At 57.6% G+C, this 20,129-nt stretch carries 16 protein-coding genes; 3 read left to right on the top strand and 13 right to left on the bottom strand.

Features of this window, described 5'->3' with window-relative positions:
• Window positions 1–14 precede the first annotated feature (14 nt).
• Together ABLV08_RS17105 and ABLV08_RS17100 are read right to left on the bottom strand one after the other, a co-directional pair.
• Window positions 15–1,676 (bottom strand): acyl-CoA synthetase FdrA, encoded by a 1,662-nt coding sequence (locus ABLV08_RS17105; RefSeq protein WP_047055101.1) that lies wholly within the window; start codon window positions 1,674–1,676, stop codon window positions 15–17.
• A gap of 13 nt (window positions 1,677–1,689) precedes the next feature.
• Entirely contained in the window at window positions 1,690–2,913 is a 1,224-nt protein-coding gene (locus ABLV08_RS17100) for an MFS transporter (RefSeq protein ID WP_032706367.1), read from the bottom strand.
• Between the two features lie 327 nt (window positions 2,914–3,240).
• Here ABLV08_RS17100 and ABLV08_RS17095 point away from each other — a divergent pair, with 327 nt between their 5' ends.
• Window positions 3,241–4,143 (top strand): carbamate kinase, encoded by a 903-nt coding sequence (locus ABLV08_RS17095; RefSeq protein WP_015369763.1) that lies wholly within the window; start codon window positions 3,241–3,243, stop codon window positions 4,141–4,143.
• 85 nt (window positions 4,144–4,228) lie between these two features.
• Here the strand turns inward: ABLV08_RS17095 and fbaA are convergent, their stop codons facing one another.
• The 4 genes from fbaA to tkt form a co-directional block, all read right to left on the bottom strand.
• A complete protein-coding gene (gene fbaA / locus ABLV08_RS17090; protein WP_004144748.1) occupies window positions 4,229–5,308 on the bottom strand; it encodes a class II fructose-bisphosphate aldolase in 1,080 nt (359 codons plus the stop codon).
• Window positions 5,309–5,418: 110 nt separating this feature from the next.
• The gene (pgk, locus tag ABLV08_RS17085; RefSeq protein WP_015369762.1) at window positions 5,419–6,582 is read right to left on the bottom strand and encodes a phosphoglycerate kinase; all 1,164 of its coding nucleotides are present in this window, start codon (window positions 6,580–6,582) and stop codon (window positions 5,419–5,421) included.
• Window positions 6,583–6,633: 51 nt separating this feature from the next.
• The gene (epd, locus tag ABLV08_RS17080; RefSeq protein ID WP_015369761.1) at window positions 6,634–7,653 is read right to left on the bottom strand and encodes an erythrose-4-phosphate dehydrogenase; all 1,020 of its coding nucleotides are present in this window, start codon (window positions 7,651–7,653) and stop codon (window positions 6,634–6,636) included.
• A 384-nt stretch (window positions 7,654–8,037) separates the two neighbouring features.
• Window positions 8,038–10,029 carry a transketolase gene (gene tkt, locus ABLV08_RS17075; protein ID WP_020077966.1) on the bottom strand — a complete coding sequence of 664 codons (1,992 nt, stop codon included), beginning with the start codon at window positions 10,027–10,029 and terminating at the stop codon, window positions 8,038–8,040.
• A 279-nt stretch (window positions 10,030–10,308) separates the two neighbouring features.
• On the opposite strand from tkt, the gene ABLV08_RS17070 reads away from it, so the two are divergent.
• Window positions 10,309–11,067 carry a M48 family metallopeptidase gene (locus ABLV08_RS17070; RefSeq protein ID WP_047064796.1) on the top strand — a complete coding sequence of 253 codons (759 nt, stop codon included), beginning with the start codon at window positions 10,309–10,311 and terminating at the stop codon, window positions 11,065–11,067.
• A gap of 377 nt (window positions 11,068–11,444) precedes the next feature.
• Entirely contained in the window at window positions 11,445–12,713 is a 1,269-nt protein-coding gene (locus ABLV08_RS17065; protein WP_047039291.1) for an OprD family outer membrane porin, read from the top strand.
• A gap of 135 nt (window positions 12,714–12,848) precedes the next feature.
• On the opposite strand, the gene ABLV08_RS17060 is transcribed toward ABLV08_RS17065, so the two are convergent.
• From ABLV08_RS17060 to ABLV08_RS17030, 7 genes are read right to left on the bottom strand one after another with little or no spacing between them, the layout of a single operon-like run.
• A complete protein-coding gene (locus ABLV08_RS17060) occupies window positions 12,849–14,489 on the bottom strand; it encodes a thiamine pyrophosphate-binding protein (protein ID WP_213198303.1) in 1,641 nt (546 codons plus the stop codon).
• Between the two features lie 13 nt (window positions 14,490–14,502).
• Entirely contained in the window at window positions 14,503–15,972 is a 1,470-nt protein-coding gene (locus ABLV08_RS17055; RefSeq protein WP_020077964.1) for an aldehyde dehydrogenase, read from the bottom strand.
• Between the two features lie 15 nt (window positions 15,973–15,987).
• Window positions 15,988–16,752, bottom strand: coding sequence for an aspartate dehydrogenase (locus ABLV08_RS17050; protein WP_032715802.1), 765 nt, complete (start codon window positions 16,750–16,752; stop codon window positions 15,988–15,990).
• A 9-nt stretch (window positions 16,753–16,761) separates the two neighbouring features.
• The gene (locus tag ABLV08_RS17045) at window positions 16,762–17,556 is read right to left on the bottom strand and encodes an SDR family oxidoreductase (protein WP_015703442.1); all 795 of its coding nucleotides are present in this window, start codon (window positions 17,554–17,556) and stop codon (window positions 16,762–16,764) included.
• Entirely contained in the window at window positions 17,540–18,310 is a 771-nt protein-coding gene (locus ABLV08_RS17040) for an alpha/beta hydrolase (protein ID WP_348856067.1), read from the bottom strand. The genes ABLV08_RS17045 and ABLV08_RS17040 overlap by 17 nt, the downstream gene beginning before the upstream one ends.
• Window positions 18,311–18,319: 9 nt before the next feature.
• Window positions 18,320–18,850, bottom strand: a complete 531-nt coding sequence (locus ABLV08_RS17035; protein ID WP_004174433.1) for a cupin domain-containing protein — start codon at window positions 18,848–18,850, stop codon at window positions 18,320–18,322.
• A 10-nt stretch (window positions 18,851–18,860) separates the two neighbouring features.
• Window positions 18,861–20,117 carry an MFS transporter gene (locus ABLV08_RS17030; protein ID WP_015703444.1) on the bottom strand — a complete coding sequence of 419 codons (1,257 nt, stop codon included), beginning with the start codon at window positions 20,115–20,117 and terminating at the stop codon, window positions 18,861–18,863.
• Window positions 20,118–20,129: the final 12 nt, after the last annotated feature.

Below are 20,129 nucleotides of genomic sequence, written 5' to 3'. Positions count from 1 at the left end.
CCATACCTCTGAACTTAATGTAACTGCTTGAGTAAACTGGCAAGACGAGCGTTACCGCCGGCAACGGGCGCCCACTGATAATGCACCACTGGCGTACCGCTGCTTTGTAGATCCAGCGCGAAGCTGCGCAACCCGGCATTAATGACCTGCACGCCGTCGAGCAGCGGGTTATGCGCTGTCGATTCGCTCTGCGGCTGATGCTGCGTCAGGCTAACCGCCAGTAGCGTCGCCTCTTCGAGGGTTTCGACCACCGCAACCCCGGCATCGCGCAGGATGGCTATCTGCTCGCTACGGCCCTGCGGGTCGGCATCGGTACCGGTCATGGTGGCGATAACCACCAACGGCGCGACACGTTTACGGCGAACCTGCTCGATGGCCTCAACCACCGCCCCGGCCGGATCGGCGCAGGCGCCATAGCCCAGCACCACATCCAGCAACAGCACGCCAACTTCCGGCATCGCCGCCAGCTTCTCAATTTCAATGCTGCGGGTGGTGGGGTCGATCATCGGGTGCGGTCTGCCGAGGGTGTAGCTATCGTCGCCAAGGTCAACAATGCGATGCCCGCCGGCTTCCAGCATCACACCGTCGGCGTGGCTGTCGCTGACCGGCACTCCCAGATGGGCGGAAAGCAGCATCGCGGCCTCGGCGGCAAGGGTACCGCCAGCGTACAGGCCATAAATCCCCTTGCCTGCAACCTGCGGCTGGCTCTGCCGCTGTTGCGCGACCCGCATCAGCAGTACCGCCAGTTGCGCGGCGTCCGCCAGCGAGTTCGCCAGCCAGACGTTGCCCTCGCGGCGCTGCTCGGCACGGCTGCCGAGGAACAGCGCCACCACCGGTTTATTCTGTTTTTGCATGGCGGCAATGATGCGGGCACGCACCTGTGGCGAAGGCGGTTTGGAGACAAAAGCGATAACCTGCGTCGCGCTATCGGCCGCCAGCATCTCCAGCGCGGTCAGGGCGCTGATACCGCCGACTTCGGCGCTGAGATCACGCCCGCCAAGGCCGATGGCGTGGCTAATTCCCTGTTGATGCAGCGCCACCTGCGAGGTGATTTCCTGGATGCCGGTCCCCGATGCGCCGATGACGCCAATTCCGCCCTGCGGCAAAACGTTAGCGAAAGCCAGTGGGCTACCAGCGATCATCGCCGTCCCGCAGTCCGGACCCATTACAATGAGCCCCTTCTCGCGAGCCAGCGTTTTCAGTTCAACTTCTTGCTCCAGCGGGACGTTATCGGAAAACAGCATCACACTCTTATTGGCTAACAATCCCTCTTTCGCCACCCCGGCGGCGTACTCGCCTGCCACCGAAACCAGCAACAGATTCGCGTCCGGTAATTTCTGGCAGGCGCTCTCCCAGCGCCGCGCCTTGACCAGCTGCGTTGAACTGCCCGATGCATTAGCGATAGCGCTCAGCTCTTTCTCTAATTGTTCACGGATTAAATCGAGAATTTCCGGCTGCGCTTCCTGCGTGCGGACTGCGACACAAATATCGTTGGGCGTCGCCTCGGCGAAATCCGGGTGCCAGAATCCGGTCGACTCCAGCATTGATTTATTCGCCGGGGTGCCCATCATGACCGAAACCTGATCCACTTCCGGGCGTTCACTTAATTTGCGGGAAATAATCATCAGGCTTACGGAATCCTGAAAGCTTCCCTTTTTAATAAAAGCGTAAATCATTACCGCTACCTCTTTATGTGCGTTTTTCTTTTAAAAACAGCATGGCGACCAGACCAATGACCAGCAGCGCAGCGGAAACATAAAAACTCGAAGCCAGACTGCCGGTAATATCACGCGCCGCCCCTGCAATAATTGGCGCCAGAATCGATGAGCTCATGCCGATAAAATTAAATAAACCAAACGCGGTGCTGTAATTGGTTTCATCGACGCTATCGGCGACCAGCGCCACCAGCACCGGATCCAGCGCCAGTTTGCCAACCAGGCCGTACACGCACAGCGCCACGATGACGCCGGTCATACTCGGCATCCAAATAATGGAAAGCATGCTGGCAATCGCCACCGGCACGAGGAATAAAATTAACGGTTTGCGGCGGCCTAATTTATCCGACAGTCCCGAAAACAACAGCGCGCCGGGAATAGAGATCCACGCGACCAGCGACGAAATAAACCCAGTTTCGCTACCGGCAATACCGCGCTCGTTTTGCAGATAATAAGGAAGCCAGGTCAGAATAACGAAGAAACCAAACAGGCTGCAGAACACCATGATATAGGTCAGAATTAAATTACGATTCTTCAACAGATCGCTAAATTTGCCTTTTTGTACCGGCTTGCCCTCGGCGTCGGCGGTGCGTTTTTTCTCTTTCACAAAGAGCCAGATAGCAACCCCTACCAGCACCGAAGGTATCGCCATGGCATAAAACGGCATCCGCCAGGAGTAACCCTGGTCATAAACCAGCCAACTGGAGGTCATCAGACCCAACGCGATGCCAAAGGCCATTCCGCTATTGATAATCGCGCTACCCAGCGAGCGGAACTTTTTCGGGATCTGCTCGGAAGACAATCCGTACTGCGGGCCATAATATGTCCCCTCGCCTGCGCCGGTGACCACGCGGGCAAACAGCAGCATATACCAGCTTTTTACCCAACCGGTGACCGCGGTAAAAACGCCAAATAGAATAAACCCAGGCACCAGCACTTTTTTCTTACCGATTTTGTCCCCGAGGATCCCCGCCGGCACCTGCAGCAATGCATAAGAAAAATAAAATACGGAGTTGAGCACTCCTAATTGCGTACCGCTTAAACCAAATTCTTTTTCCAGCTCACCCATCACCGGATTTAATACCGTGCGATCGGCATACATAAATACCCAACCTAACCAGAAAAGAAATACCGTGACCCACCAGGCGGGTATTCCTTTTCTTTTGGTCACCTCGGTTACCTCATACGTTCCTGACATAAGCTATCTCCCGACAATATTCACCTCAGGCCATCCCAGAGGATGGGTGAAGGATGGATGTTTTAACTCCGCTAACCATATCGGGGTAACCATGTATTTCATTTGAACAAAGTCACACAAAATCCATTGTTTTAAATTCCTAAAGACTGCTGACGAAATTATTAAAAAAAATCTAATAATCATCTTTAAAAACATTTAAATAAAACCAGCGAATATAATATTTATTAGCGAGATATTTTTTACTCTCGATAAAGTGGCGACCTCATCACATTACCTGGCCGCTAAAACGATATTTTTAGCGCACTTCTATAATTCAATGAGGTCATCATGAAAAAGAAAATCGTTATTGCGCTGGGTGGTAATGCACTGCTGCAGCGCGGAGAAGTGCTCAGCGCGGAAAATCAGCAGCGCAGCATTCAACTTTTTGCCCGGATGGCGGCGGAATTAGCCCGCGATTACCAACTGGTGATCGTACACGGCAATGGCCCGCAGGTCGGGTTGCTGGCGCTGCAAAACGCCGCCTATCAGGAATCTCCCGCCTGGCCGCTGGATATTCTGGTCGCGGAAAGTCAGGGGATGATAGGCTTCGCTATCGCTCAGGAACTGATGCAGTACGCCGGTGCGCCGGTCAGCACCCTGATGACGCGCGTAGAGGTGGCGGCAAATGATGACGCTTTCGCGGCGCCGGGGAAATATATTGGCCCGGTTTATCAGCCGCAGCAGCAGGCGGAGCTGGAAAAACGCTATGGTTGGCAGATGAAAGCGGATGGCGACTATATCCGTCGGGTGGTCCCTTCCCCCAGACCGCTAAATATTGTTGATAGCGCGGCCATTCAGACGCTGATGGATGCCGGTCATCTGGTGATTTGCTGCGGCGGCGGCGGGATCCCGGTGGTTGCCGATACGCACGGTTACCGGGGAGTCGAAGCGGTTATCGATAAAGATCTGACGGCGGCGGCGCTTGCCAGTGCCATTCACGCCGACCACCTGCTGATTCTGACGGATGCCGATGCGGTCTATGTTGACTGGGGGACGCCGCAGGCTCGCCCGTTGCATCACGCCACCATTGCGACGCTCGCGCCCTTTGCCGCGCCGGACGGCGCAATGGGGCCGAAGGCGGAAGCGGTCATTCAGTTTGTCAAACAGACCGGAAATAACGCCTTTATCGGCGCGTTAAAGGATGCGCCACAGATATTAGCCGGGGAGAAAGGGACCTGTGTAAGCCGCTAAAAAAAATGGCTTCCCGCAGGAAGCCATTTTTATGCCGGTAATAAAAGAAAACGCCGTTTCCTTCATTACCTCGCAGCAAGCTAAATTACAGAACGTCGATCGCGTTCAGCTCTTTGAATGCCTGCTCCAGACGGGTCACCATAGAGGTCTGAGCGGCACGCAGCCATACGCGCGGATCGTAGTATTTCTTGTTCGGCTGGTCTTCGCCTTTCGGGTTGCCCAGCTGGCCCTGCAGGTAAGCTTCGTTCGCTTTGTAGTACTGCAGGATACCGTCCCAGGTCGCCCATTGGGTGTCGGTATCGATGTTCATTTTCACAACGCCGTAGCTGACGGAGTCTTTGATTTCCTGAGCGGAAGAACCGGAACCGCCGTGGAAGACGAAGTTCAGGCTGTTGTGCGGCAGGTTGTGTTTCTTAGAAACATATTCCTGAGAGTCGCGCAGGATAGTCGGAGTCAGAACCACGTTACCCGGCTTGTAAACGCCGTGTACGTTACCGAAGGAAGCGGCGATGGTGAAGCGCGGGCTGATTTTGCTCAGCTCGGTGTACGCGTAATCAACGTCTTCCGGCTGGGTGTACAGTGCGGAAGCGTCCATGTGGCTGTTGTCCACGCCGTCTTCTTCACCGCCGGTGCAGCCCAGTTCGATTTCCAGAGTCATGCCCATTTTAGCCATGCGAGCCAGGTACTTAGAGCAGATCTCGATGTTTTCGTGCAGGGATTCTTCGGACAGGTCGATCATGTGGGAAGAGAACAGCGGTTTACCAGTGGCAGCGAAGTGTTTTTCACCCGCGTCCAGCAGACCGTCGATCCACGGCAGCAGTTTCTTCGCGCAGTGGTCAGTGTGCAGGATAACCGGCACACCGTAGTGTTCAGCCATCTGGTGAACGTGATGCGCGCCAGAGATAGCGCCGAGGATAGCAGCGCCCTGCGGAACGTCAGTTTTCACGCCTTTGCCCGCGATGAACGCAGCGCCGCCGTTAGAGAACTGTACGATAACCGGAGAACGAACTTTCGCAGCAGCTTCCAGAACGGCGTTGATGGAATCAGTACCCACGCAGTTTACCGCTGGCAGAGCAAAGTTGTTTTCTTTAGCTACCTGGAACACTTTCTGAACGTCGTCGCCAGTGATGACGCCCGGTTTTACGAAATCAAAAATTTTAGACATGTTACTTAGTCCTGTATCTGTATCTTCGACCGTTGAAGAAGGTTCGCGAGCTGTACAAAATTGTACGTTAGCGCGCTGAAAAACAGGCGGGTTTCCCCGCCTGAACTAAATTACTGCTTAGCGCGCTCTTCGAGCATTGCTACTGCCGGCAGAACTTTGCCTTCCACGAATTCGAGGAATGCGCCGCCGCCAGTGGAGATGTAGGAGATTTTGTCAGCGATGCCGAACAGGTCGATCGCCGCCAGGGTGTCACCGCCGCCTGCGATAGAGAAACCTTCGCTGTCTGCGATAGCATTAGCGACGATTTCAGTACCTTTACGGAAGTTCGGGAATTCGAATACGCCAACCGGGCCATTCCACAGAATGGTTTTGGCGTTTTTCAGGATTTCAGCCAGTTTCTGTGCGGAAACGTCGCCGAGGTCCAGAATCTGCTCGTCATCTTTGATGTCGTTAACGGATTTCAGGGTCGCAGTGGCGGTTTCAGAGAACTCGGTAGCGACGCGAACGTCAGTCGGAACCGGGATATCGCAGGTGCTCAGCAGGCGCTTAGCTTCGTCAACCAGGTCCGCTTCGTACAGGGATTTACCGACGTTGTGGCCTTGAGCGGCAACGAAGGTGTTAGCGATACCGCCGCCTACGATCAGCTGGTCAGCGATTTTGGACAGAGAGTCGAGAACGGTCAGTTTGGTGGAAACTTTAGAACCGCCAACGATAGCAACCATCGGACGAGCCGGCTCTTTCAGCGCTTTACCCAGCGCGTCGAGTTCAGCGGCCAGCAGCGGGCCTGCACAAGCGACATCGGCGAATTTACCGATACCGTGGGTGGAAGCCTGCGCGCGGTGCGCGGTACCGAAAGCGTCCATGACGAATACGTCACACAGCGCAGCGTATTTCTTAGACAGTTCTTCGTCGTCTTTTTTCTCGCCTTTGTTGAAGCGAACGTTTTCCAGAACCACCAGTTCACCGGCAGCAACGTCAACGCCATCCAGGTAATCTTTAACCAGACGAACCGGGTTAGACAGTTTGTCTTTCAGGTAATTAACAACCGGCAACAGAGAGAATTCTTCGTTGTACTCGCCTTCGGTCGGACGACCCAGGTGAGAAGTAACCATTACTTTAGCACCCTGTTTCAGCGCCAGTTCGATGGTCGGCAGGGAGGCGCGGATACGCGCGTCGCTGGTCACTTTGCCATCTTTAACCGGTACGTTCAGATCAGCACGGATGAAAACGCGTTTACCAGCTAGATCCAAATCGGTCATCTTAATTACAGACATGGTGAATCCTCTCGTTGATTCTTGATAAAGTTTTGCAAGCGCCACAGCGCCTTACCTGAAACCTTGCGCAGCCATCGCTAACGTCGTGTCGAGCATTCGGTTAGCAAAGCCCCATTCGTTATCGCACCAGACCAACGTTTTGATCAGATGCGCGCCACTGACCCTGGTTTGCGTACCATCGACGATGGCGCTGTGCGGGTCGTGGTTAAAATCTGTCGAGACCAACGGTAATTCCGTATAGTCAACTATACCATGAAATGCTCCCTGTGCTGCTTTTTGCAGCAACTGGTTGACTTCACAGGCCTTTACCGGTTTTTTCACCGTCACGCTCAGGTCAATTGCGGTGACGTTAATCGTCGGTACACGTACCGCGATCGCCTCAAAACGGTCGTTAAACTGCGGGAAAATACGGGTGATCCCCGCCGCAAGTTTAGTATCAACCGGAATAATTGACTGGCTGGCCGCACGGGTGCGCCGCAGATCCGGGTGATAGGCATCGATCACCTGCTGGTCGTGCATCGCGGAGTGGATTGTCGTGACCGTTCCTGACTCAATGCCGTAGGCATCATCTAGCAGTTTAATGACCGGAATAATGCAGTTGGTAGTGCAGGAGGCGTTGGAGACAATGCGGTGCTCCGCGCGCAGTTCATCATGGTTGACGCCGAAGACTACCGTTGCGTCGAGATCGTTGCCGCCAGGATGTGAAAAGAGCACTTTCTTCGCGCCAGCCTGAAGATGGGCTTCGCCATGTTCACGGCTACCGTATACGCCGGTACAGTCCAGCACCACATCCACCGCCAGCTCCTGCCAGGGCAGCGCGGCGATAGAAGGCTCATGCAGTAGACGAATGACGTCATCGCCGACATACAGCTGTTCCCGCTCCTGGCGAACATCCCAGGAAAAACGGCCATGGCTGGTGTCGTACTTCAATAAATGCGCGATGCCTGCGGCATCCGCCAGTTCATTGATCGCCACCACGGTGATTTCCGCACGACGCCCGGATTCATACAAAGCGCGAACCACGTTGCGTCCTATGCGACCGAAGCCATTAATCGCGATGCGTATGGTCATAGGTCTCCTGCAAGGTTATCCCTGATTTGAGGTGGCTGACAGAGTAATCCAGCAACGCCTTTAGGGGAACCTTACCTGTCGCAAACTGCGACTGATTGATTAATTGTCGAACATTTATACGACTGAAACGCTTCAGCTAGAATAAGCCAAAGTCGGAATAAAAGGAATGTTTGTCCAGAGCAATAAACCAGCTATATGACTTGCGTCACATTTTCTTTGGAATAATTTACAGGATAGTTACATGTTCGAGGAATAGCGCCTACAAAAAGCCAGGTGGCGAGATAAAAGCAAAACGGTAACCCAGGGGTTACCGTTTTTGGTGTTCGCACCCTCTCCCACAGGAGAGGGTTGAGGTGCGGGCATCAGCCCGCACCGTACCAGCGATTACAGCAGTGCTTTCGCTTTGGCGACAACGTTGTCAACGGTGAAGCCGAACTCTTCAAACAGCTGCTCTGCCGGCGCAGACTCACCGAAGGTGGTCATGCCAACGATGGCGCCGTTCAGGCCAACGTATTTGAACCAGTAGTCCGCGATACCGGCTTCTACCGCTACGCGGGCAGAAACGGCTTTCGGCAGTACGGATTCACGATAGGCCGCATCCTGCTTGTCGAACGCATCGGTGGACGGCATGGAGACCACGCGCGCCTTCACGCCTTCAGCGGTCAGTTTGTCCCACGCTGCAACCGCCAGCTCCACTTCTGAACCGGTGGCGATGAAGATCAGTTCCGGCTGGCCGGCGCAATCTTTCAGCACATAACCGCCGCGGGCCACGTTTGCCAGTTGCTCTGCGGTACGCTCCTGCTGCGCCAGATTCTGACGGGAGAGGATCAGCGCGGTCGGGCCGTCCTGACGCTCTACGCCATATTTCCACGCAATCGCGGATTCAACCTGGTCACACGGACGCCAGGTGGACATGTTCGGCGTGACGCGCAGGGAAGCCACCTGCTCTACCGGCTGGTGAGTCGGGCCATCTTCGCCCAGACCGATGGAGTCGTGGGTGTAGACCATCACCTGACGCTGTTTCATCAGCGCCGCCATGCGTACCGCGTTACGCGCATATTCCACGAACATCAGGAAGGTAGAGGTGTACGGCAGGAAACCGCCGTGCAGCGAGATACCGTTGGCAATTGCGGTCATACCGAATTCACGTACGCCGTAATGGATGTAGTTACCGGCGGTGTCTTCGTTGATCGGCTTAGAGCCGGACCACAGGGTCAGGTTGGACGGCGCCAGGTCGGCAGAACCGCCGAGGAATTCCGGCAGCAGCGGGCCAAACGCTTCAATGGCGTTCTGCGATGCTTTGCGGCTGGCGATCTTCGCCGGATTCGCCTGCAGCTTAGCGATGAACTCGTTAGCTTTGGCGTCGAAGTCAGACGGCATTTCGCCTTTCATACGGCGGGTGAATTCGGCGGCTTCCTGCGGGAAGGCTTTGGCGTAGGCGGCAAACTTGTCGTTCCACGCGGCTTCTTTCGCCTGGCCAGCTTCTTTCGCATCCCACTGCGCATAGATGTCAGACGGGATTTCAAACGGGCCGTATTTCCAGCCCAGCGCTTCGCGGGTCAGCGCGATTTCCGCGTCGCCCAGCGGCGCGCCGTGGGAATCATGGGTGCCTGCTTTGTTCGGCGAACCGAAGCCGATGATGGTTTTGCACATCAGCAGGGACGGTTTGTCGGTGACCGCGCGCGCTTCTTCTACCGCGCGTTTGATGGCGTCAGCGTCGTGACCGTCAACGCCGCGCACCACGTGCCAGCCGTAGGCTTCAAAGCGTTTCGCGGTATCGTCGGTGAACCAGCCTTCAACGTGGCCATCGATGGAGATGCCGTTGTCATCATAGAACGCCACCAGTTTACCCAGTTTCAGGGTACCGGCCAGGGAGCACACTTCGTGAGAAATGCCTTCCATCATGCAGCCGTCGCCCATGAAGGCGTAGGTGAAGTGATCGACGATGTCGTGTCCTGGACGGTTAAACTGCGCCGCCAGCGTTTTTTCCGCGATAGCCATACCGACTGCGTTAGCGATACCCTGGCCCAGCGGGCCGGTGGTGGTTTCCACGCCTGCGGTGTAGCCGACTTCCGGGTGGCCCGGAGTCTTGGAGTGCAGCTGACGGAAGTTTTTCAGTTCTTCAATCGGCAGATCATAACCGGTGAGGTGCAGCAGGCTGTAAATCAGCATGGAGCCGTGACCGTTGGACAGCACGAAGCGGTCGCGATCGGCCCAGGACGGGTTCTGCGGGTTATGGTTCAGGAAATCACGCCACAGGACTTCGGCAATGTCAGCCATGCCCATCGGGGCGCCAGGGTGGCCGGATTTGGCTTTCTGTACAGCGTCCATGCTCAGCGCACGAATAGCGTTGGCAAGCTCTTTACGTGAGGACATTTTGACTCCAGTTCGGATGTTATAAGGCCATGCCCTTAACGACTTGACGAGAGCGCGTTTTGGGCTACGCCGGAAAAAAGTGTGAACAATGTAACCCAAGCGACAAAGCATGTACATGGAGCATCCTTTTGCCCATTAAGAAATCTCTGGAACACGTTGTGCTGCCGCGGAATCCACTCGCCCGGATCATGAGATACTATTTATACTTTGCACAGGACGAGGCGGGTCCGTCGTCGCCCATTATTCAGATAAAAAACCATAAGATTGTGGAAGATAAAAATGAAAATTCGCTCAACCCTTCTTGCCTTCGGGATCGCAGCAACGTTAACCGGATGTCAGAACATGGACTCCAACGCCCTGCTGAGCTCGGGCGCGGAAGCATTCCAGGCCTACTCTCTTAGCGACGAACAGGTAAAAACCTTAAGCGACCAGGCGTGTAAAGAGATGGACGCCAAAGCCACTATTTCTCCGGCCAGCAGCGAGTACAGCAAACGCCTGAGCAAGATTGCCGCGGCGCTGGGCAATAACATCAACGGTCAGCCGGTCAACTATAAGGTTTATGAAACAAAAGACGTCAACGCCTTCGCGATGGCCAACGGCTGCATCCGCGTTTATAGCGGCCTGATGGACCTGATGAACGATAATGAAGTGGAAGCGGTTATCGGCCACGAAATGGGCCACGTTGCGTTGGGCCACGTGAAGAAAGGGATGCAGGTCGCGCTGGGCACCAACGCCGTGCGCGCGGCGGCGGCCTCCGCTGGCGGCATCGTCGGCAGCCTGTCGCAGTCGCAGCTGGGCGATCTCGGCGAAAAACTGGTGAACTCGCAGTTCTCCCAGCGCCAGGAGTCGGAAGCGGACGACTACTCTTACGACCTGCTGCGTAAACGCGGCATCAATCCATCGGGGCTGGCCACCAGCTTCGAAAAACTGGCCAAGCTGGAAGCCGGCCGTCAGAGCTCCATGTTTGACGATCACCCGGCATCGGAAGCCCGCGCGCAGCATATTCGCGATCGCATGAAGACCGACGGTATTAAATAAGCGACAGCGGGAGGCATTATTGCCTCCCTTTTTTATATACCTGTAAAAATATTTAACCGCATCAATTGATAATTTAAGCGCACAAACCGTTAATTATTATCACAGCGCATCACAGCCAATTATTTTATGCCCGGCGATTCAGAAATATATTATTTGGTAAATTAAAAAGGCCGCACACTATCTGGCTTCCAGAATCGTCTTTAGCCGAATAATAAATAGTCCACCCCTTACTACCTGGCGCACGGCTCACGCGCCATACAGCCTGTTTCCGGCTGCAATAACTGCTCACACAATGATTGCTTTCGACATTATTTCAGGAGAATATCTGACTGGCAGTGATTCCCTTGAATATATCGACAGACAGAGAAGTGCCCTCAGTGAAAAAAGAATTATCATTACTCGCACTTGGCATTATTGCCGCCGCGCCGGCTTTCGCCAGCCAACAATCTACCAGTCAGGGCTTTATTGAAGACAGCCACCTCGATCTCTTTTTACGTAACGCTTATATCAAACGCGATTATCGCGATGGTTTGCCGGATAAAGCCGAATGGGGTCAGGGTATCATCGCTACCTTCGAGTCCGGCTTTACTCAAGGGCCGGTCGGCTTCGGCGTTGACGGCATTGCACAGTACGCCGTGCGCCTCGACGGCGGCCGCGGCCGCAGCGGCGCAGGCGGTATCGACTTTTTCGCCCAGGATGATGATGGCCGCGCGAAGTCCGATTTAGCAAAATTTGGCGCTACCGCTAAAATGCGCTTCTCGAATACCGTACTCAGCTACGGCAGCCAGCGCCCGATGCTGCCCATCGTCTACGCCGATGACTCGCGGCTGCTGTATGAGAGCTATACCGGTACCATGCTGACCTCAAGAGAAATCGACGGTCTGGAAATTAACGCCGGTTATCTCACCGATCAGCAGCGCAAAAGCGACGACAGCCACAATAGCGGCCTGAAGAGCCTGACCTTTGGCGGCGCCAGCTATCAATTCAACGACCAGCTCAGCGGCGCGCTTTACGCTTCGCACGTCGAGGACGTGCTGAATAAGCAGTATCTCGGCCTGAACTACAAGCAGCCGTTCGCCGCCGACCAGCAGCTGATTGTTGACTTCAATGGCTATAACTCGCGCTTAGATCAAGAGTATGCCGACGCCAATGACACCGGGCGCAGCAACAGCATCTGGAGCCTGGCCGCCAGCTATATCTGGGATATTCATACCTTTAAAGTCGCTTACCAGCAAAGCAGCGGCAGCACCGGCTACCACTACGGCGGGTATCAGAATCAGGGCGGCGTTGGCGATGGCGGCAACACCATCTGGCTGGCTAACTCCTACTGGTCCGATTTTAACGGCGAGGATGAACGTTCCTGGCAGGCCTCCTATGGCCTGGATTTTGCCGGACTGGGCGTACCGGGTCTGAGCTGGACCACCGCCTACGTTCGCGGCGATAACATTAAAACCGCCGAGACCAGCAACGGCAAAGAACACGAATGGTTCAACCAGGTGCAGTACCAGGTGCAAAACGGCATGGCGAAAGATTTGAAATTGAGACTCCGCTATTCGGTGCTGCGCGTTTCCAGCAACGCCAGCGACTATAACGTCAGCGGTAATGAAGTGCGGTTCTACGTCGAATATCCGTTTAACGTGTTTTAACCGTGTAATGAACCCTCTCCTGTGAGCCGGCCCTCTCCCGGTGCGCGGGAGCAACCGTGCGGCGCCTTGATCAACCCCCTGTGCCGTGCGGTACCCTCTCCCCGGAAGGGAGAGGGTTGGGGTCACTGGGTTATATTAATACAGCGTCTTCTGCGGCGGGCCGGCAAAGCGCAGCGCGCCAATCTGGCCCATTTTCACTTCCACCACCGATGGCCCCGGTATCGCCAGCGCTTCGGTCATCACCGCCTGGAAATCCTCCGCCCGTTCCACGCTCCACGCCTGCAGACCAATCGCCTGCGCCAACAGGGTAAAGTCCGGCGTGTGCAGCTCGTTGTAATACTGGCGGCCGCCAAAGTACTTATCCTGAATACCGCGCATCACGCCGTAGCCGCCATCGTTCATAATCAACAGCGTCACGTTGGCCTTCTCCTGCGCCAGGGTCGCCAGCTCGCCAAGGTTGAGGCTCAGGCCGCCGTCGCCGACCAAGCCGACCACTTTCCGTTGCGGATTGGCAATCGCGGTGCCCACCGCCATCGGTAGCCCCATACCGATGGCGCCGGCCAGAGAATGGATATTCATCAGCGGGCCGTGAGCGCGGAACAGACGGCTGCCCCACAGGCTGCCGGAAACGGTAATATCGCGCACCAGGATGCCGTCATCGGGCAGCGCCTGCGCAATTGCGTCATTCAATTTAGCGTAAGCGCCGCACTGGTCGCGCAGCCCCTGCTCCGCCGCCTCTACCGCCGCTTTAAGCTGGCTATCCCAACGCGCATCTCCCCACATCCGGCCCTGTACTCGCTTCGCCAGCACGTCTAATAAAGCGCGGCAGTCCGCCACCAGCGTGTTGTCCATCAGGTAGTTACGGCTGGCCGCCGCCGGGTCGATATCAATCTGCACCCGTGGCGTTGGCAGTTCCAGCGTCCAGGAACGCGTTTCGTTGCTGCGCAGCCGGGAACCGGCAACAAGTGTGAAATCACATTGTGAAATCAGCGCTTCAACCGAGGGAGAATTATGAAACGCGCGTAGGCTGGCGCGATGGCTGTCCGCCAGAATGCCGCGGCCGTGGGTACTGGAAATCACCGTCACCCCGGCATCCGCCAGCGTCTTCACCGCCTCGCCGCTCTCTAACGCGCCGCCGCCAAGCCACAGCAGCGGCTGCTTCGCCTGCTTAAGCTGCGCCCACAGCGCATCGACCAGCGACGCTTCCGGCTCAACCGCCGGAGCGCGTTTCAACGGCGCGGTCAGCAGTGAAAGCGGAATTTTGGCGCTCTGAATATCGATGGGAATTTCCACCGAGACCGGGCCGCACGGCGGCGTCTGCGCCTCCTGAATCGCCTTATGCAGGATAGCCACCGCCTGGTTGGCGTTGCTAATGCGGTAAGCGCGCTTCGAACTGGCTTTCAGGAAGGTCAACTGATCGCGGGTTTCATGAATAAAACCGGTGTCGGCGTCCAGCCAGGCTTTTTCGACCTGTCCGGTCAGGTGCAGCAGCGGCGTACCGGCGTTCATCGCCTCAACCAGCGCACCGACCGCATTACCCGCGCCCGCGCCGGTACTGGTCAGCGCCACGCCGAGCCCGGAAAAACGGCCGTGGGCGTCAGCCATGGTCACCGAGCCCGCTTCACCGCGCGCCGGAACAAAGCGGATTTTTTCCCGCTGGCCGACGGCGTCGGCGATCGGCAGGTTATGGATAGAAATGACGCCATAAATGGCTTCAACGTGATACTGCTCCAGCGTTCTGGCGATGGCATCGCCGACGGTTATCATTTCGCTCATTGCTCACCCTTTCTCAGTCGCACCAGTGGTTGACGCTATTACCCGTCGCCAGATAAATGCTCTTTTGTTGCATCCAGGCTTTCAGCCCCTGGATCCCTTTTTCGCGGCCCAGACCGCTCTCTTTAAAGCCCCCAAACGGGGTCGAAATGGAGAAAACTTTGTAGGTGTTGATCCACACCGTACCGGCTTCCAGTTGCTCGCTCAGACGCAGCGCGCGACCGGTATCGCGCGTCCAGATCCCCGCCGCCAGTCCGAAGACCGAATCATTGGCCTCACGGATCAGCGCCGCTTCATCGTGAAAACGCATTGCCACCAACACCGGCCCGAAGATCTCTTCCTGGCAAACGCGGGCCTGATTGTTCAGCCCTTCAATGATGGTCGGCAGGAAATAGCTCCCCGCCGCCAGCGCCGGATCCGCCGGGATCTCGCCGCCGCATAGCACGCTGCCGCCTTCGCGTTTCGCCAGCTCGACGTACTCCAGCACGCTCTGGCGGTGTTTATCGTTGATCAACGGCCCGACGTGGGTGCCAGCGCTGAACGGATGACCAACCCGCAGCCCTTGGGTTAACTCCAGCAGGCGAGCCATTAATTGCGGATACACTTTGTCATGAACAAACAGCCGCGAGCCGGCAATGCAGGCCTGACCGCCGGAGCTGAAAATGCCGTAGCAGATGCCCCGCGCCGCCTGTTCGATATCGGCATCTTCCAGCACGATGGTCGGCGATTTACCGCCCAGCTCCAGCGACGCCGGGATCAGCTTTTCCGCCGCCACGTGCGCCAGGTGACGCCCGGTGGTGGTGCCGCCGGTAAAGGAAATTTTGCGCACCTTAGGATGGCGGGCCAGCGCATCGCCGATAATCGATCCTTTACCCGGCAGCACGCTCAGCAGTCCGGCGGGTAAACCGGCCTGCTCAAAGATCTTCGCCAGCTCCAGCGCCATGAGCGGCGTGGCTTCCGCCGGTTTGAGGATCACCGCATTTCCGGCGGCGATCGCCGGGGCCACCTTCTGCATTTCGCTGGCGATCGGCGAGTTCCATGGGGTGATCGCCGCCACCACGCCCAACGGCTCATAGCGGCTCAGGGTCAATAGATCCGCCTGCCGCGGCGTCGGCAGCTCGCCTTCCAGTAACTCGCAGGCGGCGGCAAAATAGCGCGCCGTCCCCGCCGCGCTCATCACCAGCCCTCGCGCTTCCGCCAGCGGTTTACCGTTATCGCGGCTCTGCTTTTGGGTGAGCGCATCAAGCTGTGCTTCAATCAGATCGGCGACTTTATGCAGGATCTTCGCCCGCTGATGCGGCAGCATCGCCCGCCACGTTGGCTCCCGCCAGGCGCGGTCGGCGCAGTCGATCGCCTCCTGTAAATCATCGAGGCTTGCCGCATGCAGCGCCGCGTTAATAGCGCCATCCGCCGGAAACTGGCTGTGCATCAAATTGCCGCCGCCGCGACGCCATTGGCCGCCGATAAAAATGTCTAATTCGTCCATCTCAGCCTCTCTGCGTTATGCCAGTTCACGGCAGGCGCGTACCGCGCTCAGTGCCGCGAGGGTCGATGTTTTCGGATTGCTGGCGAGCGGCAGGCCGCTCAGCTCCAGGTGAAACTCGCCGAACAATCCTTCGGCGTGTAGCGTATGGGTGTTGCGTTGCGTCGCCGGATCGACCATCAGCTGTACTCGAGTCGCGTCAAGGCCGATACCGCCCAGCGCGATGGTTGCCGCCACGTTGGCATTTGCCGGGAATAGCCGCGCCGCCTCGCGGGCGCTGCCTTCGAAGAAAATTTGCGCTTCATTGACCGCGCTGAGGTCGATAAGCTGTTCGGCATAGCTGCCGCGCCAGCTGGCCGGGCTTTTACGCGACTGATAGGTCACTCGTTCAAGCCCCCCCTCTTTGGCCGCCGCCAGGCCGTCAATCCCGGCTACTGCGCCAGCCAGCAGCGTCAACTTGCCGCCCGCCTGACGTAAACGCTGTTCCAGTTCGCTGTCCGCCAGCGCGCCGGTCGAGATCACCGCCAGATGCCAGCCGCGCGCCAGCACCGCTTCGCCGTACTGCGCGACCGCCTGCTGGCTGGCGCATTCCAGCACCAGATCCGGTGTCTCTTCGCACTGCTGCGGATCGGTAAGCGGCGTCACCGTGTGGCTGAACTGCTGGCGGATCGCCGCATGATGCGATTCGCGGGCGACGATCCAACCCAACGTCACCTGCGGCGGCAGGCGTTCAATCACCGCCTGCGCCATCGCGCCATAGCCGATTAACATGACCTTTTTCATCATCTTTCCTTACAGATGGCGGCAGAAACCGCCGGAAACGTCCAGCGCCGCGCCGGTGGTAAAGGAGGCCAGCGGCGAAGCGAGGAATAGCAGCGCCTGTGCCGGTTCCTGCGGTTTGCCGAGGCGCGCCATCGGGATCCCGCGTTTGCGGGCGATATCGGCGGTCCACTGCGGCCAGCTCTGGCTCTTATCGCTGCGGTTTTCGAAACGGCGCTGCCACTGCCCGGATTCGACCATTCCCAGCAGGATGGAATTCACGCGGATGCCTTTCTCCACCAGCTCTTTCGACAGGGTCAGCGTCATATTGAGCAGCGCGGCGCGGGCAGCAGAGGTGGCAATCATGTGCTCTTCCGGCTGCAGAGCCAGCAGCGAGTTCACACAGGTAATCGAGGCGATATCCGACTGTTCAAGCTGCGGCTGGAAGGCCTTTACCGGGTTAATCACGCCGAACAGTTTCAGTTCGGCTTCGTGCAGCCAGGCCTCGCGCGGCGTATCGGCGAAATGGGCGACATAGCCCTGCCCGGCGTTATTAATCAGCATGTCGGCGCCGCCGAAACGCGCGGCGACCGCGTCAGCGAAGGCCTGAACTTCCGCTTCGTTCAGTACGTCGCAGCGCCAGGAGAACACCTCGCCTTCTGGATATTCGTTTTGCAACGCCGCATGGGCGCTGGCCAGCCGATCCGGGTTGCGGCCGCAAAAGGCGACCTTCGCCCCTTCGCCCAGCAGCAGGCGCAGCGTTTCAAAGCCGATCCCTGACGAGCCGCCGGTGACTACCGCGACGCGTCCTTCAATTTGTGCATTCATCGCGCACCTCTTCCCCTATGCGTAAAAGCAGTTGATTAAAAAAGGTTTCGTTATCGAGATAGCTGGCATGTCCAGCCTGCGGGATGGCGATGTAAGGAGCGCCGTAACGCAGCGCCACTCCCTGCACCAGCTCCGGTTGGGTAATGGCATCCTGCTCGCCGCACCACACCGAGAGACGACCGCGATAGTCGGCAAGCCAGCGGTGGATGTCGTCATGCGCCAGCATCCAGGCGGCAGCGAGATAGCCTTCGCTACGCAGCCTACGCATGCCTGCCGCCACGGTCGCCACATCGGCTTCGCGCGCGCCGGGGCGCAGCAGTTTTGCCGCCCGCCCCTGCGCCATCGCCTCGCCGCCCAGCGCTATCTGCTGTTGACGTCCCTGCCAGACTTTTTCCCGCTGTGCGGCTTCCGCCTGGCCGTAGCCCTGCGCGACGTCGGCGAGCACCAGGTAAAGCACCCTCTGCGGGTATTTCGCGGCGAAGGCGGCCGCCACCAGCGCGCCCAGCGAATGGCCGACCAGTACGGTTTGCTCTACTCCAGCGCGGTCCAGCATTCGCGCCAGCGCGTCGGCGTAATCACCGGCATCCGCCGACGCCGCCGCCAGCATCGGGCTTTCGCCATAACCGGGCATATCCCAGGCCAGCACGCGGTAGCCGGGCAGCGCCATCTGTTTATGCCAGGAGGCCGCGCCGGAACTGATGCCGTGCAGCAGCGTCAGCGGAATACCGCTTCCTTGTTCACGAAACCCCGTCATCATCGCCCCTTAGTTACGTTTTACTTTTGCCAGCGGATGATCTTCCGGGTAGGTCGGAATATGCGGCTTATGGGTGCCGAGCATCACGCACATCAGCGCCTCTTCTTCGCCGTGGTTGAACAAACCGCGGTAAATTCCAGGCGGCACCGAGATCAGATCGCGTTCGCGTAGCACGGTTTCGGTATAGTTGTCGCCATCCTGAATCATCAGGGTGATCTGCCCTTTGAGCATGAAGAACACCTCTTCTACGTCATCATGCAGGTGCAGCGGGCCTTCACATTTGGACGGCAACACCATGGTGGAGAAGGTGAAGTGCTCGGCCGGAACGGTGTTGGTATCACTGGCGACGCCGGTGGCGCCGGTGCCGATGTAGCGCATCTGCGCGCGGCGATATTTCGGATCGAAATCGGCCTGGAATTTCAGCGCATTCCAGTCGTATTTACGGCCTTCAAAGCGCGCGATACGCGACTCCACCCACTCTTCCATCGTCATATGGTCAGGTTTCAAACTCTGTTTTGCAGTTACGGTTGAATCAGTCATCGTTTTATCCTCAGTAACGTCTCAGCAGCGGCAGTAACAGGGCGCAGCCCACCGCCGCCATCACCGCCAGAAAAATCAGCCCGGAATCCATGCTATGGGTGAAGGCGATAAGCGCGCCCATCACCGCCGGCGATAGCGCCCCGGCAAAGTTTCCCAGCCCGTTGAAAATCCCCCCCGCCGTGGCGCTGACCCGTGGATGGGTCGCTTTAGCCAGCAGCGCGAAAATGTTTGGCGCGCCGGTGCCCCACATAAAGGTGCTAAAACTCATCGCCGCGATCACCGGCAACGGCGCGCTAAAATGCATCACCGCCGCCAGCCCGATTCCGGCGCCCGCCAGGGAAATAAAGCAGGCGGCGGCGCGCTTATCGACGCGGTCGGACAGCCAGGCGCCTATAATTTCGCCCAGCAGCATGGCGATAAACGGCATCGACGACAGCCAGCCGGCGTGTTCCAGATGAATGCCTTTGCCTTTAATCAGGTAGCCCGGCAGCCAGCCGTTGATCCCCCACAGATAGGCGAGAAAGGCGATGTTGAAAATGCAGATCATCCAGAAATGCGGACTCACGAAGAGCTCGCGACGCGCGCTGCGGCGCGCTTCCTGCGAAGTTTTATCGCTGCCGACTTTCGCCTCCAGCTGCACGCCGCGCAGCCCGATGCGCACAAAAATCAGCACCGGTACCGTCAGCATCGCCATCACGAAAAAGGTGCTCTGCCAGCCGAAGGTATTGAGTAGCCAGATTGACAGCGGGAAACCCAGCGCCGCGCCAACCGGCGTGCCAAGCAGCCACAGCATGGTGGCGCGGGCCTGTAGCCGCTGCGGGAAGGTGTGACGCACCACGGCGAACGCCAACGGGAACAGCGGCCCTTCAGCAATGCCCAGCAGGATGCGCAGCGTCACCATCAGCGCGTAGTTGTGGGTGAAACCCATGATCACCATCAGGATGCACCACACCACCATCATTCCAGTTAGCAAGCGCAGCGGCGCAATCCGGTCGCCAAGACCGCTTAACAACACTGACGAGAAGCCGTAGCTCAACAGAAAGGCGCTCATCAAAATGCCCAGCCGGGTGGTATCGAAATCGATCCCCATCGCCTGCTGGAAATGGCTATCGGAAAACAGCGCGGCGATGCTGATTTTGTCGAAAAACGCCAGCAGTACGCAGGCCAGCAGCGACAGCGGAATGGCCCAACGAACCGCCTTTTCAGGCGTGCGGACGCCCTCGCCGCTCGCCTCAGCAGGCGCGGCGTTAGTCTCTAATGTGGTCATTTATCCCCCTTA

Source organism: Klebsiella sp. CN_Kp088, from assembly GCF_040064335.1.
GTDB lineage: Bacteria > Pseudomonadota > Gammaproteobacteria > Enterobacterales > Enterobacteriaceae > Klebsiella > Klebsiella aerogenes.
The sequence above is the reverse complement of the archived record's forward strand: the minus strand, read 5'-3'. Positions and strand labels throughout refer to the sequence as shown.

What these genes read in the sequence shown, in the direction of transcription:
- ABLV08_RS17040 (WP_348856067.1), bottom strand. Translation starts at nt 18,310, where the DNA reads ATGACGGGGTTTCGTGAACAAGGAAGCGGTATTCCGCTGACGCTGCTG.
- ABLV08_RS17095 (WP_015369763.1), top strand. Translation starts at nt 3,241, where the DNA reads ATGAAAAAGAAAATCGTTATTGCGCTGGGTGGTAATGCACTGCTGCAG.
- tkt (WP_020077966.1), bottom strand. Translation starts at nt 10,029, where the DNA reads ATGTCCTCACGTAAAGAGCTTGCCAACGCTATTCGTGCGCTGAGCATG.
- ABLV08_RS17060 (WP_213198303.1), bottom strand. Translation starts at nt 14,489, where the DNA reads ATGAGCGAAATGATAACCGTCGGCGATGCCATCGCCAGAACGCTGGAG.
- epd (WP_015369761.1), bottom strand. Translation starts at nt 7,653, where the DNA reads ATGACCATACGCATCGCGATTAATGGCTTCGGTCGCATAGGACGCAAC.
- pgk (WP_015369762.1), bottom strand. Translation starts at nt 6,582, where the DNA reads ATGTCTGTAATTAAGATGACCGATTTGGATCTAGCTGGTAAACGCGTT.
- ABLV08_RS17055 (WP_020077964.1), bottom strand. Translation starts at nt 15,972, where the DNA reads ATGGACGAATTAGACATTTTTATCGGCGGCCAATGGCGTCGCGGCGGC.
- ABLV08_RS17030 (WP_015703444.1), bottom strand. Translation starts at nt 20,117, where the DNA reads ATGACCACATTAGAGACTAACGCCGCGCCTGCTGAGGCGAGCGGCGAG.
- ABLV08_RS17035 (WP_004174433.1), bottom strand. Translation starts at nt 18,850, where the DNA reads ATGACTGATTCAACCGTAACTGCAAAACAGAGTTTGAAACCTGACCAT.
- ABLV08_RS17070 (WP_047064796.1), top strand. Translation starts at nt 10,309, where the DNA reads ATGAAAATTCGCTCAACCCTTCTTGCCTTCGGGATCGCAGCAACGTTA.
- ABLV08_RS17100 (WP_032706367.1), bottom strand. Translation starts at nt 2,913, where the DNA reads ATGTCAGGAACGTATGAGGTAACCGAGGTGACCAAAAGAAAAGGAATA.
- fbaA (WP_004144748.1), bottom strand. Translation starts at nt 5,308, where the DNA reads ATGTCTAAAATTTTTGATTTCGTAAAACCGGGCGTCATCACTGGCGAC.
- ABLV08_RS17050 (WP_032715802.1), bottom strand. Translation starts at nt 16,752, where the DNA reads ATGAAAAAGGTCATGTTAATCGGCTATGGCGCGATGGCGCAGGCGGTG.
- ABLV08_RS17105 (WP_047055101.1), bottom strand. Translation starts at nt 1,676, where the DNA reads ATGATTTACGCTTTTATTAAAAAGGGAAGCTTTCAGGATTCCGTAAGC.
- ABLV08_RS17045 (WP_015703442.1), bottom strand. Translation starts at nt 17,556, where the DNA reads ATGAATGCACAAATTGAAGGACGCGTCGCGGTAGTCACCGGCGGCTCG.